Here is a 17,820-nt window from a genome sequence, read left to right as displayed (position 1 = left end):
GTTACCGCAGGCCGGGGCAACCCTCCAGAGGCTCAGCTACCCGGGCACTTGCTGTCCACTGGCGGTTTGGTCTGGACCGCCAGCGGCATGACCGCCCCCGGCTTGCCCAGGGGCAACAACTGGTACACCGCAAAGGCACACATCGCTGCGGTTTCGCCGTTCGCCTGGGGGATGTAGTTCAGGCCGACATAGGCCTCATAGCTCTTGCCCGGCTCGAACACCACCACCTTCCTCACCTCGGGACAGGTGCGATAGGTGCTGCCATAGCCACCCGCCGCCACCCCCCCGCCTTCCAGCAGGAAAGGCCGCCCGGCCGGTACCCGGTATTCGGTAGCGATCTCGTTGTAGGCGCCCTCGCCCATGCGGATTGCGCCTACGTAGGCCGGCAGTTTCGGCGCGAACCGGGGCTGCATGTCGATCTCTCGGGGCTGCACTGGGAACTGCGGGTAGTTGATATTGGCCTGCTGGTCACTGCCGAAGCGCCCGGCCTTGGCCAGGCGCTTGCTGTCCCCCAGGCAACCGGCATAGGCATCCCCGCGCACTTCGCCGTTGGTGATCACCCGCAACTGCGCAGTCGGCACGTTCAGGGGCGGTTCCGAATAGGGCTGTACCGGTTTGACACTGCAGGCGCTGAGCAGCGCCAACGCAGCCAGCAGGGAGGGGGTTGTGAGTTTCATCACTGAAGTTTCCTTTGACTGAGGCGGCCACCGGGCCTGCACAGGCTATCGGCCGAGTGCCCGCAGCCTTCACTGCCGCCCGGGCACTTTCCACAAAGCACAAGCCAGCTTGTGCCCGCCGGGATGTACCCGGCAACGCCTGCAACCTACGCTGCGCCGACCTGCCTTCAACAACAAGAACAAATGAGGAGCAACGGTTATGACACTCGATTATCTGGTAATGGCGATCTACGTCCTGCTGATGGCCGGCCTCGGCTGGTGGGGCATGCGCAAAGTGAAGAACCAGGACGACTTCATGGTCGCCGGACGGCGCCTGGGGCCGGCGCTGTACCTGGGCACGCTGTCGGCGGTGATGCTCGGCGGCGCGTCCACCATAGGCTCGGTGCGCCTGGGGTACAGCTACGGCATTTCCGGGATGTGGCTGGTGTTCATGCTGGGCCTGGGGATCATCATCCTGAGCCTGGTGTTCTCCCGGCAGATTGCCCAGTTGCGGGTATTCACCGTGACCCAGATCCTCGAACAGCGGTACCAGGCCTCCTCACGACTGATCGGCGGCTGTGTGATGGTCGCCTACGACCTGATGGTGGCCGTCACTGCGACCATCGCCATCGGTTCGATTACCGAAGTGGTGTTCGACATCCCGCGGATCCCGGCGATTCTCTGCGGCGGCGGGCTGGTGATCTTCTATTCGGTGATCGGTGGCATGTGGTCGCTGACCCTCACCGACATTATCCAGTTCGTGATCATGACCGTGGGCATCTTCTTCATCCTGCTGCCCATGAGCGTCGGTCAGGCCGGCGGGTTTGAAGCGCTGCAGGCCAACCTGCCGGCGGGCTTCTTCGAACTGGGCAACATCGGCCTGGATACGATCCTCACCTACTTCCTGCTGTACTTCTTCGGCGCCCTGATCGGCCAGGACATCTGGCAGCGGCTGTTCACCGCGCGCAGCGAAACCGTGGTGCGCTACGCCGGCCTTGGCGCAGGCGTCTACTGCATGTTCTACGGCGCCGCCTGCGCCCTGGTGGGTGCCGCCGCCAAGCTGCTGTTGCCTGACCTTGCGGTGGCCGAGAACGCCTTCGCCGAAATCACCCGCAACGTGCTTCCCGCCGGCCTGCGCGGGCTGGTGGTGGCCGCGGCCCTGGCCGCCATCATGTCCACCGCCAGCGCCTGCCTGCTGGCCTCGGCCACGGTGCTCAAGGAAGACATCTACAGCCGCTTCCTCAACCGCGGCCGGGAGAACCACCTGGCCAGCAGCCGCTGGATCACCCTGGGGCTGGGCCTGGCGATGCTGATGATGGCCTGCCTGGTGAACGACGTGATTGCCGGGCTGAGCATCGCCTACAACCTGCTGGTGGGCGGCCTGCTGGTGCCGATCATGGGCGCCCTGCTGTGGCGTCGTGCCTCGGCCAAGGGTGCCATCGCCTGCATGGTCACCGGCAGCCTGACAGTGATCGGCTTCATGGCTCGGGACGGCATCCTGGCCAACACCCCGATCTACTACGGCCTGGGGGTCAGCCTGGTGACGTTCGTCGGGGTCAGCCTGATGAGCCAGGCGGCGCCAGCGTTGCGTACGGCCAGCGACTGACAAATAGACTCATGCCACAGCGCACCGGCATGACGCGCTGTGGCACAGGTTCCGGCCGGACACACCAGGGGCTGATTTGACAGGCCTCCGAGTCGGCATTAGTTTCCAAGCCCGTGACTCTAAATAACACCAGAAGGATCTAGGTGAACATCATGAGCAAGCCGACCTCCCTGCACCACTGCACACCTCCTCCCCGCTTGGCAGCCAAGCCCTCCCGATGCCATCACACCGGCAATGCGCTGTTCATTCTGCCGGCCTTGCCCTCAATCTACTGCCCTCACGCTATCCCCCTCTCCCACAGCCACACCACTCGCCGTATTCGCTGCCGCCGCATGACGAGCCCCCCTGCATCTCGCCCTGCCCTGTTGAGTGCCACGTTCAGGGCGAACCGCTGCGTCCGCCCCTGAACCCGTACTGATCGTCGCCTACACCCCTAGGACGCCCGCTCTGGAGAGCGATGCCGTGCTGAATAGGAACCCCTAAAGGACTAGCGAGCCTGGCTGATGCGCTGAACGCATTGAAGTCCAGGCGGGAGCACACACCCATGCAACAAAAAGTGATCGCCTTCTTTCCAGAAGCTGCCTACGGACCAGCCTTGAACTCGGTCGGGATTGCACAGGCCTGTGAGGCCCTCGGGCACAAAGCGGTATTCCTGACCGACCCAGGCATGCAAGGCGTCTATGCCGACTTTGGCTTTGAGGAACACATGCTGAATATGTCAGCACCGATGCCCGCTGAAGAAATGGCCCGCTACTGGGTCGATTTCATCAACGGACACCTGGCGAACTTTCGCAAACCGCCCCTGGCGCAGATCGACAACTATGTAAAGGAGTGCTGGGCGGCAATCGTCGACACCGCAAAATGGGCCCAGAAGGAGTTGCCCGAGGCTCTGGAGCGACTCAAACCCGATCTTGTGTGCGTCGACAACGTCATCCTGTTTCCCGCGATCAAGCAATATGGTGCGCCCTGGGTACGCATCATCTCCTGCTCGGAAAATGAAATCGGCGACCCGGACATCCCGCCGCATCTTTCCGGAATGAGCGTTCATGACACTGCAGGCCATGCACGCTTCCGTGCACGCTTCGAGGAAGTGATCCAGCCGATTCATGAGGACTTCAACCGGTTTCTCCAGGAGCATGGCGAACAACCCTATCCGCTGGGCACTTTTTGCGAACCCTCTCCTTACATGAACCTGTTGCTCTACCCCGATGCAGTCCGGTTCAAAAGGCGCCATCCACTGCCAGCCGAACGCTTCCACTACCTGCAAGGCAGCGTGCGCAAGGACCGCCCCTACACAATCCCCGACTTTCCAGTGAATCGCCACCAGCCACTGCTGTATGTGAGCTTCGGTAGCCTGGGCGCCAGCGACACTTTTCTGCTCAAGCGGCTGATCGCCGCCCTGGGCAAGTTGCCCTATCGCGCCCTGGTCAATGTCGGTGAGCATCTGCACGAGTACCCAGTGTTGCCAGACAACGTACTGATCGCCAACTGGCTGCCACAACCCTCGGTTATCGCTCAGGTGGACGTAGTCATCCACCACGGTGGCAATAACAGTTTCACCGAGTGCCTGTTCTTCGGTAAGCCGGCCATCGTCATGCCTTATGTCTGGGATGGCCACGACAACGCTATGCGTGCCCAGGAGACCGGACACGGTTTCATGCTCGACCGCTATCAATGGACCGAGGAGCAACTGGCCGACACTCTGAGCGCCTGCCTGAGCGACCAAACTTTGCATCAGCGTCTGCAGCGCACCAGCACGCAGATGCAAGCACGCAAAGGCACCGTAGAGGCCGCGAAAGTGCTCGATGCAATCCTTAGGCAGGAAGCACTACCGCTTCATCAAGAGGGCATGCCCCTCAAGAAGCAAGACAGATGAACACACCCTTCCTGCAAGACCCGCTGCAGATCACCGACCTGAAGGATTGGGGTGAAATACCGGAAAGTCTGGAGGGCCAGTCACGAGTTGCCGGAGTGATCCTGCACAAGGGTGCGCAAGGCCAATCAGAGTGCGGACTGTGGCGCTGTACCCCCGGCAAGTGGTTGTGTCACGTGACCAGCGATGAGTTCTGCCACTTTCTTGAGGGGCGCTGCACCTATGTCCATGAGTCCGGCGAGGTCATCGAGATCAGCCCTGGCTGCATCGCCTTCTTTCGCCAGGGTTGGAAAGGTACCTGCACCGTCCATCAGACGATCAAGAAGGTCTACATGATTCGCTAAACAGCCGTCTCCAGCCCCCGTTCGCACTGGGAGCCGGCCTCTAAAGCAGCCGGCTCAGCCAGGGTTGGCAACCTGGGTTACCGATGCCAATGGCGGTTCCCCCCATGCGTCAAGGACAGACCGATGACCAGCTTCACCTGTGAAAAAGCTTTTTACTTTATCAATCCGAACTACCTGACTCCTGCCAGTGGCAGGCTGCGCGAGGTCTTCGACCCAGCGACACTGTTACGGGTCGGACGTATAAGTCTCTGCGAAAAGTCTGATGTGCAGACGGCAGTCGACGCCGCCAATACCGCACAGCGACACTGGGCCAAAGTGGATGCCAAAAGCCGTGCAGCGTGCCTGCATGAACTGGCCAACACGATCGAAAAGGCAACAGAGCTCAACCGTGAAGTGGCGCGGCTAATGACTCTGGAGACGGGCAAGCCTTTTCCGGAGGCCATGGGTGAGCTGGCCAACTGCGCATCGGTTTTCCGCTATTACGCGGAGATGGCACGGGACGATGCTGGCAAGGTTGCAGGCACCACGCAGACCGGCTCATTTCAGCATGTGCGTTATGAGCCTTACGGGGTCAGCGTGCATATCATGCCTTTCAACTATCCCATTCTGCTGATGTGCTGGACGGTTGCGGCCTCCCTGGCAGCAGGCAACGCCTGCATCGTCAAACCTGCGGAAACAGCCACCCTCAGCACCCTGAAATTTCTCAGCCACTTCATGGATCTGTTGCCAGGGCTGGTGTGCTGCCTACCCGGGGATGCGTTGACCGCCCAGCTGCTGGTGCAATCACCCGGTACCCACGCAGTCGCCTTTACCGGAGGTATCGCCGCCGCGCATGCCGTGGCGGTGACCTGTGCCGACCTGATGAAGCCCTGTGTGATCGAGGCTGGAGGCAGTGATCCGATGATCATCTCCAGGCATGCCCCACTGGATGTCGCGGTAGCGGGTGCGGTGACCGCCGCCTTCCACCTGAGCGGACAGATCTGTACCTCAGCCGAGCGCTTTTATGTGGTCGATGATATCTACGAGGCATTTGTCGAACGCTTCGTCGAGCGTACCCGCCAGCTACGTATTGGTCATGGCCTGGAGCGCTCGGAGATCGGCCCACTGATCAGCGAAGTCGCTAGAGCCAAAGTCATACGCCTGGTGGAAGACGCCGTAGCCAAAGGTGCGCAGGTACTTTGCGGTGGACGCATCCCGCAAGACCGGCCCGTGGGCTGGTTCTATGAGCCGACCATCCTCAGCGGAGTCACCGGTGACATGGCGATCCTGCAGGAAGAATGCTTCGGCCCCGTAGCGGCGATCTGTCGAGTCGCGGATTTCGACGAGGCGATCCGCCTGGCCAACGATTCACCTTTCGGTCTTGGAGCCTCGTTGTTCTCCACCAACCTGACCGAGTCGATGGAAGCCGCAGAGCGCCTTGAGGCGGGCATGGTATGGGTCAACAACCCGTTGGTGGATAACGACGCCCTACCGTTGAGTGGTTGGAAAATGTCGGGGCTCGGCAGCGAATTGGGCCGCCAGGGGCTCGACGCGTTTCGCCGCTCAAAGATGGTCATCATCGATCACAAACCTCGTATCCAAAGCTGGTGGTACCCCTACCCCGACCACGTGTTCTATGACGCCCAGCACGGGCTGGACAAGCAGGGTGAATCGTAGCCAAACCAACAGGGCCGGCCGCTTCCTGGCACAACACACTTCGCCAAGGTGCCTGCATCACCTTGGCAGTCCTGCTCTTTTTGCAAACCCGCGGACCTGCCCTGCAGACTCGCGCGCCCCGGCACATCACTTACCACAAAACGTAAACCAGCTTGCGGCTGCGGTTATGTCACCTGGCGGCTACCCCACTTACTCTGATGCGGCCGGTTGTATCCAATAAAAATCATAAAGGAACCACACCATGCCCAAGCCCTTTCCCCAACCTGTGGATGCCGCCCTGGTCCCGCGCTTCGCCGGCATCCCCAGCTTCATGCGCCTGCCGCTGTTCGACGACCCCGCCCAGGTGCAGATCGCCCTGGTGGGCGTGCCCTGGGACGGCGGCACCACCAACCGCGCCGGTGCCCGTCACGGCCCGCGGGAGGTACGCAACCAGTCGAGCCTGATGCGCAAGGTGCACCACGTCAGCCGCATCGCCCCGTATGACCTGGTGCGAGTCGGCGACCTGGGGGATGCACCGGTCAACCCCATCGATCTGCTGGACTCGCTGAAACAGATCGAAGGTTTCTTCAGCCAGCTGCACAACGCCGGCGCAGTGCCCCTGGCGGTAGGCGGCGATCACCTGGTGACCCTGCCGATCTTCCGCGCCCTGGCCCGCCAGCGCCCCATCGGCATGGTGCACTTCGACGCCCATTCCGATACCAACGACCGTTACTTCGGCGACAACCTCTACACCCACGGCACGCCTTTTCGCCGCGCCATCGAAGAGGGCCTGCTGGACCCGAAACGCACGGTGCAGATCGGCATCCGCGGCTCGATCTATTCCGCCGACGACGAGGACTTTGCCAAGGATTGCGGGATCCGCGTGATCCACATGGAGGAGTTCGCCGACATCGGCGTCGAAGCCACCCTGGCCGAAGCTCGACGCGTGGTGGGCGATGGCCCGACCTACATCAGCTTTGACGTCGATGTGCTCGACCCGGCCTTCGCACCCGGCACCGGCACCCCGGAGATTGGCGGCATGACCACTCTCCAGGCGCAACAGATGATCCGTGGCCTGCGCGGCCTGAACCTGATCGGTGCCGATGTGGTGGAGGTCTCGCCGCCCTTCGACGTCGGCGGCGCCACGTCCCTGGTGGGGGCAACCCTGATGTTCGAGCTGCTGTGCATCCTCGCCGAATCGGTGGCCGGGAGAACCTGAAGCGTCCACGAGTTTTTGAACCCGTCCGATAGTTCAACGACGAGTTCCTGTGCACACTGCAAAGCCTCTTCCTGGCCAGGCACAACCGCCTCAAGGTGAACGCCATGCAGTACAGCGAACTCAAAACCTGGGCCCAGGAGATCACCTCGATCCTCGCCTGCCCTCCCGGCACCCCACAGCTGCTGGCGACCAGTCAATGGTTGCAGCGGCTGTGTCGGGTGGATCACTTCGTGCTGTTCATCTACCAGGGCAACTACCGTCCGCTGTCGCTGTTCGACACTTTCTCGGCCCAAAACCGACTGTTCTTCGTCGATGAGTATCAAACCGGCGCCTACCTGCTCGACCCGTTCTACCTGGCCTGCAGCAATCACCTGCACCAGGGGCTGCACAGCCTCAAAGAGCTGGCGCCCGATCACTTCTATTTCAGCGAGTACTTCCTGAGCTACTACCACCGCCTGGGGCTCACCGAGGAGATCGCCTTCTTCGTCGATCTGGGTGACAGCAGCATCGGGGTACTGTCGCTGATGCGCGGCAGCGAGTGCAGCGATTTCAATGATCAGGAGCGACAGTTGCTCGAATGCGCCGAGCAGGTGGTGGCGCGGGTGGTCAAGGTTGCCTGGGAGCAGCGTCAGCAGTCTCATCCACGCCCGGCCCTGGAAATGGATCATGCCATTCGCCAGGCCTTCGAACGCTTCGGCGAAGGCCTGCTCACCGCCCGTGAGTGCGAGGTCGCCAGGCTGTTGCTACGCGGGCACTCCAACGATTCGATCGCCCGGCAGCTGTTCATCAGCAGCGGCACGGTGAAGATTCATCGCAAGAATCTCTATACCAAGCTGGGCATCGGCAGCCAGTCGGAACTGCTCGCCCTGTTCATCGACAAGCTCGCCGGTTGCTGAAGCCGCACCGGCTCGCAACAGCCCTCGGCCTTTTCCGCCAAGCCCGGCCGGGGGAAATCTATCCCTTTAGGGATATGTACAGCGCGAAAGCCCTGCTGATAGCGTCCATGCACCCCGTCATCCAGTCGTCCGGGGCTGCAACTGAAGTTGGATTGTCACCAAAGACAAGAATAAACATCCACTGAGGTAGGCACATGAGCAACTTGAAACTGAACCGCAGCCTGGGTTTCTGGGCCGCCTATTCGACCTCGGTCGGGCTGGTGGTCTCGGGCACGGCGATGGTCGCACTGGCCAACGGCTACGGAGTCTCGGGACCGGCTTTCAGCATCGTCGCACTCGGCGCGCTGCTGGTGATTCTCTGCGTCGCCCTGTCCTATTCGGAGCTGGCGGCAATGCTGCCCGGTGCCGGCATGGTCGGTGAATACACCTTGCCCGCCCTGGGCAAACTACCGGCACTGTTTGCCGTGCTGGCCGGCTACATCGTTCTGGTGGGCACCGACGGCGGGACCAACATGATCATTGGCGGCCAGTCCCTGGAACGCTTGACCGGCGCCCCCTGGTACTTGTTTTCATTCGGCATCCTGGCACTGCTGGTGGCGATCAACCTCAAGGGCGTCGAGGTCTTCGGACGGGTGCAGACCACCCTGGCCATCGCCATGATGCTGATGCTCGGGGCGGTCGGCGTCTGGGGCCTGAGCGGCTTCGGCACGTTGCAGCAGTTGGCGGTGCAACCGGCATTTTCCCCTGTGCCGGTGGGCCAGCAATTCAGCCACCTGAGCCTGGCCATCTGGCTGTTCATCGGCATGGAGTTCGTTGCGCCGCTGGCCGAGGAAGTGAAGAACCCGGGGCGCACCATTCCCTTGGCGATGATCGTCGGCTGCGCCAGCATCTGGTTGGTCGACCTGCTGTTCGGCCTGAGCATCACCCGCTACATCAGCCTGGATGCACTGGCGGCCTCGACCATTCCCCACGTCGACGGCGCGGCGGCGATGCTCGGTGCGCCCGGCCTGATCATCATGGGCGGGATCTCCATCCTGGCGGCGGTCACTACTTGCGATACCTATCTGGTGGCGGTGCCGAGAATGCTCTATGGACTGTCCCGGGAAGGCTTGCTGCCAAAGATTTTCTGCTGGCTGCACCCGAGCGCACGCACCCCCTGGTTCGGGATTTTTTTCGTGGTCGGTCTGATCATGATCGTGCTGCTGTACGCCATGGCCAAACGCGCGGATATCGCCCTGATCACCATGATGATCAGCGTCGCCTGTACCACCTGGCTGCTCAGCTACGTGATCGCCCAAGTCGATGTGCTGGTGCTGCGCAAGCGTTATCCCCAAGCCCGGCGCCCGTTCAAGACACCGTTCTATCCCCTGCCGCAGGTGATCGGTATCGGCGCCTGCCTGTACATGGTCGCCACACTGATCAGCGACCCGCAGGTACTGACCATTGCCACGGTGTGTTCGGGCTTGATCATTCTGTTCGCCACCCTCTATTTGAAGGGCACCGGGCAGGCGCTGTTCACGCCACTGTCTCTGGAAGAGGTGCTGCGGCGCATCGAAGAGCGCGCCGAGTCCACGCATGAGTCGTCCTTGAGCAGCGCCGGCGGGCAAACCGCCCAGCTGAAGCTGCAATAACCGAAGGGGGCAACGCGATGAACCTCTATGCCGCCATCGACCGCCATGCCCAGCAGGCCTTGCAGTGCACGGCTGGGCGCTTCGACGCTTATCTCAAGCAGCGTTGCTCGGAGCAACCCTATTGCCTGGAAAGCCATGGGCACAAGCTGGCGGCAGACAACCTGTCCCTGCGCCAACAACTGGCCAGCAAGTTGTTCGGCCGGATCTACAGCCTCAGTTGGAACTGGAGCGTACCCATGGATCTGGGCCAGTGCTCCATGGACATCCACCTGGCTTACCGGGGCTGGCGCCGCAAAACACGCCAGGCGCTGTTTGTCGGCAAGAATTGTCCACCGCGGATGCTCGACATGCTCAATCACAGCGAGGTGTTGCGGCCCCTGTGCCTGGCCATGGAACTGGGCGGCCTGGAGATTCGCTATCGGGCCCAGGAGCGACGCTGCGAAGCGATGCTGCGGCCCAACTACGGCGACTTCATCTGGCTGTTGATGCCGCCGCTGAAATACATCCGCCAGCCCTCGGTGGCCGAAGTCGACAGCACCATGCTGCTGATCCATGAACTCTCGACCCTGCTGCGCAACAGCATCGAGAAGCCCTTGCGCGGCCACGGCTGATTCGTCGCCCTGCACCTTGCAGCACTCACCAGGAGCCGGCCGCCGCGTCATCGGCTCCCAGGGCAGCCTGCTGTCCGCAAACCGAACAAAAACCAGGAGTAGCACCATGAACGACCTGCAGTCGAAAACCATGAAAGCCGCCGTTCTGCGTGAGCTGGGTGGCCAGCTCCAGCTTGAACACGTAGCGATTCCACAGCCCGGTGACGGTGAAGTGCTGATCAAGGTGGTCGCCTGCGGCGTCTGCCACAGTGACGTACACGCCTGCGACGGTGACTGGCCCAGTCCACCCAACCTGCCGTTGATTCCCGGCCATGAAGTGACCGGGCATGTGGTGCAGTTGGGCAAGGCGGTGAGCGGCCTTGAACTGGGTGACGCGGTGGGCGTGCCCTGGATGTTCAGCGCCTGCGGCGCTTGCGAGTACTGCCGGGCCGGGATGGAAACCATCTGCAAGCATGGCGAAGCCACCGGCTACAGCAAGCCGGGAGGTTACGCCGAATACATGGTGGCGCCGGCGGCCTTTGTCGCCAAGGTCGACCCTAAGGCCGACCTGTATGCACTGGCACCGATTCTTTGCGCCGGGGTGACCACTTATCGCGGCCTCAAGCGTTCCGGCGCCCGGCCTGGCCAGTGGGTGGCAATCATTGGCATCGGTGGCCTTGGCCACGTGGCGGTGCAATATGCCCGGGCCATGGGATTGCGGGTGGCAGCAGTGGATGTCTCGCCGGAGAAGCTCGAGTTGGCCCGCACCCTTGGCGCCGAGCGCCTGTATGACGCCAGGCAGGATCCGCAAGGCGCGATCCAGGAAGAACTCGGTGGCGTGCACGCGGTGCTGGTAACGGCGGTGGCCAACCAGGCCTTCGAGCTGGCGGTGGGCTTGCTGCGCCCGGGTGGCACGGCGATCTATATCGGTCAGCCCGGTGGCAAGGCCGATCAGGTGCGCAGTTCCATCGACCGGGTGGTCAACTGGGAGTTGTCGATCCGTGGCTCCAACGTCGGCACCCGCCAGGATCTGCACGAGGCGGTGGAGTTCGCCACCAACGGCCTGGTCAAGGCCACCGTTGCAATGACTCATCTGGAGGAGATCAACCAGGTATTCGAGCAGATCCGCACCGGCGCAGTAGTCGGCCGCAAGGTGCTGAAGATCGCCTAACTGCGACGCTCTCGGCACCCCTTACATCAGGCTGAAACAAGGAGTTCTTCATGCTTAAGCAGCTCTATATCGATGGGCAGTGGGTGACACCGGCCCAAGGCGGCCAATTCTCCTGCATCGACCCGGCCACCGAAGAAACCTTGCAGCACGTGGCCGCAGCCACGGCGCAAGACGTCGACCTGGCAGTCCAGGCCGCGCGCAAGGCATTCAACCAGGGCTGGAGCCAGACCCGCGGCGCCGAACGTGCCGACTGGCTCGAGGCGCTGGCTGACAAGTTGGCCAGCAAGCAGGATGCATTGGCCATTCTCGAAGTGTGCGACAACGGCAAACCCTTGCCCGAAGCACAGTGGGACATCAGCGACGCCATCGATTGCTTTCGCTATTACGCAGGCTTGGCGAGGGAACTGGACCAACGCCAGGACCAGCCGCTGGAGCTGCCTGACCCACGCTTCAGCTGCCGCATTCGTCATGAACCCGTGGGCGTCGCCGGGCAGATCATTCCCTGGAACTACCCACTATTGATGGCGGCATGGAAAGTCGCCCCGGCCTTGGCGGCAGGCGCCACCTGCGTGCTCAAGCCCTCGGAATTGACCTCACTGACGGCCCTGGAGCTGGCCGTGGCCGCCAGCGATGTCGGCCTGCCCGCCGGAGTACTCAACATCGTCACCGGCCTTGGCAACGAGGCCGGCGCAGCGCTCGGCGCACACCCGGACGTGGACAAGATGGCCTTTACCGGCAGCGTGCCCACCGGTGCGAAAATCATGTCGGCGGCAGCGGCCGAGATCAAGAACATCAGCCTGGAACTGGGAGGAAAATCGGCCTTCATCGTCTTCGACGATGCCGACGTCGAGGCGGCGGTGGAATGGATCATGTTCGGTATCTTCTGGAACCAGGGCCAGGTATGCAGCGCCACCTCGCGCCTGCTGGTACAGGAAGGCATCGCCCCGCGCTTGACCGAACGCTTGCTGGACGCGGCCCGTCGCATCCGCATCGGCCCGGGCCTGGAGCCTGGGGTTCAACTGGGGCCATTGGTGAGCGCCGGCCAGCACCGCAAAGTCCTGTCGATGATTGAACAAGGCAAGCAGCAGGCGACCCTGCTCACGGGAGGCAAACGTCCGGGGCATCTGCCTGAAGGCTACTTTCTAGAGCCGACGATCTTCGCCGAACCAGCGACCGACAGCCGCCTATGGCGCGAGGAGATTTTTGGCCCGGTGCTGTGCATAAGACGTTTCAAGACCGAGGCTGAAGCCTTGCAGCAAGCCAACGACAGTCGCTTCGGCCTGGCGGCAGCGGTGATGTCCGCCGACCTGGAGCGCAGCGCCCGCGTGGCCAATGGCCTGCGGGCCGGCATCGTCTGGGTCAACTGCTCGCAACCCACCTTCACCCAGGCCCCCTGGGGCGGGATGAAGCAGAGCGGCATCGGCCGTGAGCTGGGACGTTGGGGGCTGGAAAACTATCTGGAGGTCAAGCAAGTGACCGAGTACCGCAGCCAGGACGCGTGGGGCTGGTACCTCAAGCAGGAATAGACAAAGAGGGCTGGCCGATCACGCCAGAACTTATTCAAGACATCCCCCCTCTTCATCATCGTGAGTGACATGTTTCACGATTATTAGAGGGGGGATCTACCACAGAAAGCCAATCTGCAGCAGGTTTGACCTGGAACTTGCAAATTCAAATAAAGTCTGGTCAAACCCAAAACTTCAACCGCATTATTACTTGGCTACCTCCTTGGTTTTTTTATGCGCGCGCGCTGAAGTCTTATAGGCCGCTTCAACTTTGCTCTTGGACTCATCCAGATGCTTGCGCCAGTCGCCTTTGAGCTTGGAAATAACCCCATCCCTCGAGTGCTCATGAGCGTGTACCGCAGACTGGTGGCGCTCAGCCAGGTGTTTATGGTGAATCGCCGCCTCCTCGTGCTTTTTCGCCGCCTCATGATGCTGGATCGCAGTTAGGTGATGGTGTTTGATAGCTTCCTTCGACATGAGTTTCTCCATTTATTTGCACGGACCATAAAAGCCCGGAAAGATAAAGCCCTGCTGTACGAGGGCTCCAATCAAACTTAGTCCAGTTAATTTATAATTCAAGCCATTGGGATGTACGGTCGCAATTACCAATAACAAAATCAGATTTCTATATTTAACCGAAGATATAAAAACAGAATTTAAAAAACTGCAAAAAGTGCCTGATGGGTCTGTGATACCAGCCTTGGCCTGACGACCAGGCAACCTCCTCAACGGCGATGAACAGCCTCCTGCCTCCACGGATCAAAAAAGCCCCTGAGCCACCTGCCTTGATCAGGCGTCAGGAGCCCAACTGCGCCCTTGCGAACAGAAACCTGAAGCCTGCACAAAAATAGTCAGATTTCAGGGGTTTACAGAACCTCGCCAATCGCTATAATCGTCGCCCTAACACGCCGGTATAGCTCAGTTGGTAGAGCAACTGACTTGTAATCAGTAGGTCCCGGGTTCGACTCCTGGTGCCGGCACCATACAAGGTTCCAGAGAAGGCTTTCAAAATCTCTGGAACCCCCGAAAAACCCGCCTTCTGGCGGGTTTTTTCGTTTTTGGGTTCTGTCGGGTTACGTCAAAATCTGGTGGATTCTGGCCGTTTTAGGGGTAATGTTAGGGGTAAGGTAATTCGATAAAGGGGGAGTACCCTTATGTCGCGCACCACTGCACCACTCTCCGATTCGGCTTGCCGCTCAGCCAAGCCCACTGACCTCGCCTACAAGCTTTTCGACGGCGACGGCCTCTACCTTCTAGTCCAACCCAATGGCCGTAAAGGCTGGCGTCTCAGGTATGTCAAACCTGATGGACGCGAAGGACTGACCTCGTTCGGCAGCTACCCCGTGGTCGGCCTCGCCGATGCGCGCAACAAGCGCCTAGAGGTCAAGCGGATGCTGGCGAAAGGCATCGACCCCATAGAGACCAAACACCAAGCCAAGACGCAGGCCGCAATCACAGGCCGAACCTTTGAAAGCGCTGCACTGGAATGGCACAAAGCGATGTCTGCCAAATGGGCACCGGGCCATGCCAAGACGGTCCTGAGCCGCCTCAAAACCCATGTATTCCCGCTGATCGGCGCGCGCTCTATTGTCGATCTGGACACCCATGACCTGATGCAACCTCTGGAAGCGATCCAGAAACGCGGCACGATTGACGTCGCTTTAAGGGTACAAAACTACCTGCAAAGCATCATGCGCGAGGCGAAACGTGCTCGACAGATCGCGGCAAATCCTGCCTCCGACCTTGAAGGTTTGATCAAAGCCCCGAGGGTGATTCACCGCCCTGCTTTACCCTTATCGCGTCTGCCTGAATTGCAGGAGCGCATCGACACCTACAGAGGCCGCGCACTTACCCGGCTGACGGTCATGCTCTCGCTGCATGTGTTCGTCCGCTCCAGCGAACTGCGCTTCGCCCGCTGGAGCGAGTTCGACCTCAAGCGCGGCACCTGGGAGATACCGGACACTCGACCCGCATTGGACGGAGTACCCTTTTCAACAAGGGGAACGAAGATGGCCGGGGACATCCACCTTGTACCCTTATCGCCGCAAGCCGTGGCTCTGCTTGAACAGATCCACGTCCTCACCGGCAAATTCGATCTGGTGTTTGCAGGCGATGCCAAGCCTTGGAAGCCCATGTCTGAAAACACGGTGAACAGCGCACTCAGAAAGATGGGGTACAACACCAAAGCCGAAATATGCGGGCATGGGTTTCGGTCGATGGCCTGTAGCACGCTGATTGAGTCAGGGCTGTGGTCCGAGACAGCCATTGAAAGGCAGATGAGCCACAAGGAGCGGAATAACGTCCGCGCCGCTTACATCCACAAGGCCGAGTTCATTGAGGAGCGCAGGCTGATCATGAACTGGTGGAGCCGGTACCTAGAGGCCAACCGGCAGGAGCATGTCACTCCACACGAGTTCGCGAACCAGACCGGAGCGAACGTCACTCGCCTAAAAGCAAAACGTGGCGCAACCGAGTAAGCGCTCGGTCTTCATATCTCAGTGATCCGCATGTCCACGCGGGTCCATCCAAACAGGGCTGCAAAGCCGCCCTGCTTGGATGGACCTCACTTAAAAAATCTAAAGCCCACGCAACTGTCTGTGGAAAACCACAGATTTCCACCGGTGGATAATTTCATCCACAGCCGCAGAACTCCCAAAAATTCGAGCCTTGACCCGAATTATCCACAGGCGTAGAAAAGATCGGGCAAAACGCTGTCGTTGACAGCAACCCCAGGTAGCCAGAACCTTCAAGGCTACGCCATACCGTGGTGGTTTTCCCAAAGTGCGATTAGCGTCCGGCGGCTCGCACGGTCACAGCGATGTGATGGATGCCTACTTCTACCAGAGTGCCACTGCGGCAACTCATACCCCTTTATAGCTGCCCTGCAGCAACCTATTCGCTTGGCCATTTCATTGCGCCAACCTACGCCCGTCTCTTTCTTCCGGAAAGAGACGGGCGCTCCTACCGCTGCTGCAGCCCAACTCGTACAAGGCTTTGCGGCATTCCTCCTCGTGACAATCGGCGTGACAAACACTGAAGTCACCAGCAACAGCGATGCAGATGACGGTGCCGCAGCCCACGGAATGGGCTGCACCTGACTGACAGTCAGGTATGCCCCGGTCATCGCATCACTGCCTTCATCCGACTCAGGATCTCGCGGCGCTAGTCTCGTCAGCCAGTGCAGCCTTCACCCGCCCACTTCCTCGGAAGTGCTCAGGAGGCCAGATCATGAGATGCCCAAGCTCCCGGTCGTAAAGAGCCGTCAGTCCCGCGTTAGTGGACAACCCTCACAGGTCGCAGGGGCCTTGATCCCTGATAACACTCAACACTCTTGGCGGGATGACGTGGGGAAGATCTTAAAAGTTTTGGCTTCAAGAGGAGTTTTGTCATGGGATTGGTAGGTAGACGGGATGGGCGGAATTTTGGCTATGGCCGGCAGCTGAGCTATGCCGGGCCACAGGCGTTGAAAGATCTGTTTGGCGGCGGCCATTACGGCACGGTCAAAGCACACAGTGATCGCTGGCAGGCATTTGTACGTTGGTGCCGATCCGAAGAAGGACCGGGCTATAACGATGCCCGACAGATAGACCGAGAAACCCTGATGCAGTATGCCCATCACCTTCGGAATCAGGTCGAGCGAGGCGAACTAAGTGTTGCCACTGCTCACAACCGCCTGTCCAGCGTTAACCGAACGATGGCCGCACTTCGCGGTGATTACCACATCAGGGTACCGAGCCCGAGTAAAACATTAGGGGTGCAGCGTTCAAGCGTTCGTAATGCAGCACCGCAGGGCCAGAACAAAACGCAATTTGATCGGATTATTTTGGCGCTCAGAGATCAACAGCAATATCGAGTTGTTGCCATTCTGCATCTTACGCGTGAGATCGGAATGCGACTGCGCGAGGCTATCTTGGCCGATCTGCCTCGATTGCAGCGTGAAGCCAGCCAGCTTGGCAAGATCAACATTCAAGACGGCACCAAAGGTGGCCGATCAGGGGCTTCGGCTCCACGCTGGGTGTCAGTGAATGACCATATCCGTGAGGCAATAGCATTTGCGCAAGAGACAGCGCCACATGGGAGCCACAATCTGCTGGCGCCGGAAGAAAGCTATGCCGAATTCATACGGAAAGTCGTTCGACCTGCCCGAGACGTGCTGCACGCATTCGATCTAAAAGGCTTTCACGAACTACGTGTGGCCTACGCCTGCAAACGTTACGAAGACATCACAGGATGCTCGGCACCCGTCAATGGTGGTACCTGCTATCGAAAAGACCATGCCCTCGATCAACAAGCCCGGATACAAATCAGCCGCGAACTAGGGCATGGTCGTACTGACGTAGTCTCGGCGTATATCGGTGGCCGAGTATGAATAAACCATATGACATGGAGCTATTCCTGACTGGAGTGTTGACAGGTTCGCATGCCAGTCGTCAGCGCCACATAAGACAAGCCAAAGCGATCCAAGCAGCAATTTCCGAACGTTGGCAACGTGACAGTCCGTGGACTTGGCAACGAAAGCACGTCTTATGGTTTCTGAATTACTCGATAACGCATAAAACTGAAGCGACACGCTACTACTATGGACTAACTACTAAGCTAATTGCTCTTCGCTTAGGAAAATCATGGTTCTAGGCGTAACTTAATTCAGAACTGCCACCCTTGAAAAATAGAAAGCATTAATCAATTAAGGCAGG

15 protein-coding genes and 1 tRNA gene are annotated in these 17,820 nt (G+C 60.1%); 14 read left to right on the top strand and 2 right to left on the bottom strand.

The genetic code is table 11. The features are described 5' to 3' along the window. Nucleotides 1-32: 32 nt before the first annotated feature. Entirely contained in the window at nucleotides 33-677 is a 645-nt protein-coding gene (locus tag GV819_RS05535; RefSeq protein ID WP_161754270.1) for an amidase, read from the bottom strand. A gap of 199 nt (nucleotides 678-876) precedes the next feature. On the opposite strand from GV819_RS05535, the gene GV819_RS05530 reads away from it, so the two are divergent. From GV819_RS05530 to GV819_RS05485, 10 genes are all read left to right on the top strand, one after another. Further along, complete coding sequence (locus GV819_RS05530) at nucleotides 877-2,262, top strand: sodium:solute symporter (RefSeq protein WP_161754268.1); 1,386 nt, start codon at nucleotides 877-879, stop codon at nucleotides 2,260-2,262. 544 nt (nucleotides 2,263-2,806) lie between these two features. After that, entirely contained in the window at nucleotides 2,807-4,138 is a 1,332-nt protein-coding gene (locus tag GV819_RS05525) for a nucleotide disphospho-sugar-binding domain-containing protein (protein ID WP_161754266.1), read from the top strand. Further along, on the top strand, nucleotides 4,135-4,479 hold the full coding sequence (locus GV819_RS05520) for a cupin domain-containing protein (RefSeq protein WP_161754264.1): 345 nt from the start codon (nucleotides 4,135-4,137) through the stop codon (nucleotides 4,477-4,479). The genes GV819_RS05525 and GV819_RS05520 overlap by 4 nt, the downstream gene beginning before the upstream one ends. 123 nt (nucleotides 4,480-4,602) lie before the next feature. Next, nucleotides 4,603-6,135 carry an aldehyde dehydrogenase family protein gene (locus GV819_RS05515; protein ID WP_161754262.1) on the top strand — a complete coding sequence of 511 codons (1,533 nt, stop codon included), beginning with the start codon at nucleotides 4,603-4,605 and terminating at the stop codon, nucleotides 6,133-6,135. Between the two features lie 241 nt (nucleotides 6,136-6,376). Then, entirely contained in the window at nucleotides 6,377-7,333 is a 957-nt protein-coding gene (speB, locus tag GV819_RS05510; RefSeq protein WP_161754260.1) for an agmatinase, read from the top strand. Between the two features lie 104 nt (nucleotides 7,334-7,437). Further along, nucleotides 7,438-8,229 carry a helix-turn-helix domain-containing protein gene (locus tag GV819_RS05505; protein WP_161754258.1) on the top strand — a complete coding sequence of 264 codons (792 nt, stop codon included), beginning with the start codon at nucleotides 7,438-7,440 and terminating at the stop codon, nucleotides 8,227-8,229. 194 nt (nucleotides 8,230-8,423) lie between these two features. After that, entirely contained in the window at nucleotides 8,424-9,860 is a 1,437-nt protein-coding gene (locus GV819_RS05500; protein WP_161754256.1) for an APC family permease, read from the top strand. Nucleotides 9,861-9,877: 17 nt separating this feature from the next. Continuing rightward, on the top strand, nucleotides 9,878-10,471 hold the full coding sequence (locus GV819_RS05495; protein ID WP_161754254.1) for a hypothetical protein: 594 nt from the start codon (nucleotides 9,878-9,880) through the stop codon (nucleotides 10,469-10,471). 106 nt (nucleotides 10,472-10,577) lie between these two features. Next, on the top strand, nucleotides 10,578-11,621 hold the full coding sequence (locus GV819_RS05490; protein WP_161754252.1) for a zinc-dependent alcohol dehydrogenase: 1,044 nt from the start codon (nucleotides 10,578-10,580) through the stop codon (nucleotides 11,619-11,621). 50 nt (nucleotides 11,622-11,671) lie between these two features. Continuing rightward, nucleotides 11,672-13,147 carry an aldehyde dehydrogenase family protein gene (locus GV819_RS05485; protein ID WP_161754250.1) on the top strand — a complete coding sequence of 492 codons (1,476 nt, stop codon included), beginning with the start codon at nucleotides 11,672-11,674 and terminating at the stop codon, nucleotides 13,145-13,147. A 186-nt stretch (nucleotides 13,148-13,333) separates the two neighbouring features. On the opposite strand, the gene GV819_RS05480 is transcribed toward GV819_RS05485, so the two are convergent. After that, complete coding sequence (locus GV819_RS05480) at nucleotides 13,334-13,603, bottom strand: hypothetical protein (protein ID WP_178124663.1); 270 nt, start codon at nucleotides 13,601-13,603, stop codon at nucleotides 13,334-13,336. A 430-nt stretch (nucleotides 13,604-14,033) separates the two neighbouring features. On the opposite strand from GV819_RS05480, the gene GV819_RS05475 reads away from it, so the two are divergent. The 4 genes from GV819_RS05475 (at nucleotide 14,034) to GV819_RS33125 (ending at nucleotide 17,758) form a co-directional block, all read left to right on the top strand. Beyond that, nucleotides 14,034-14,109, top strand: a tRNA-Thr gene (locus GV819_RS05475). A 171-nt stretch (nucleotides 14,110-14,280) separates the two neighbouring features. Further along, nucleotides 14,281-15,603, top strand: a complete 1,323-nt coding sequence (locus GV819_RS05470) for a tyrosine-type recombinase/integrase (protein WP_161754246.1) — start codon at nucleotides 14,281-14,283, stop codon at nucleotides 15,601-15,603. 911 nt (nucleotides 15,604-16,514) lie between these two features. Continuing rightward, nucleotides 16,515-17,495, top strand: coding sequence for an integrase domain-containing protein (locus GV819_RS05460; RefSeq protein ID WP_161754244.1), 981 nt, complete (start codon nucleotides 16,515-16,517; stop codon nucleotides 17,493-17,495). Continuing rightward, nucleotides 17,492-17,758 (top strand): hypothetical protein, encoded by a 267-nt coding sequence (locus tag GV819_RS33125; protein WP_256667365.1) that lies wholly within the window; start codon nucleotides 17,492-17,494, stop codon nucleotides 17,756-17,758. The genes GV819_RS05460 and GV819_RS33125 overlap by 4 nt, the downstream gene beginning before the upstream one ends. Nucleotides 17,759-17,820 lie beyond the last annotated feature (62 nt).

The sequence above is a fragment of the Pseudomonas sp. Fl5BN2 genome (assembly GCF_009908205.1).
GTDB lineage: Bacteria > Pseudomonadota > Gammaproteobacteria > Pseudomonadales > Pseudomonadaceae > Aquipseudomonas.
Note: the sequence above shows the minus strand (reverse complement) of the source record. Positions and strands in the feature narration are given on the sequence as shown.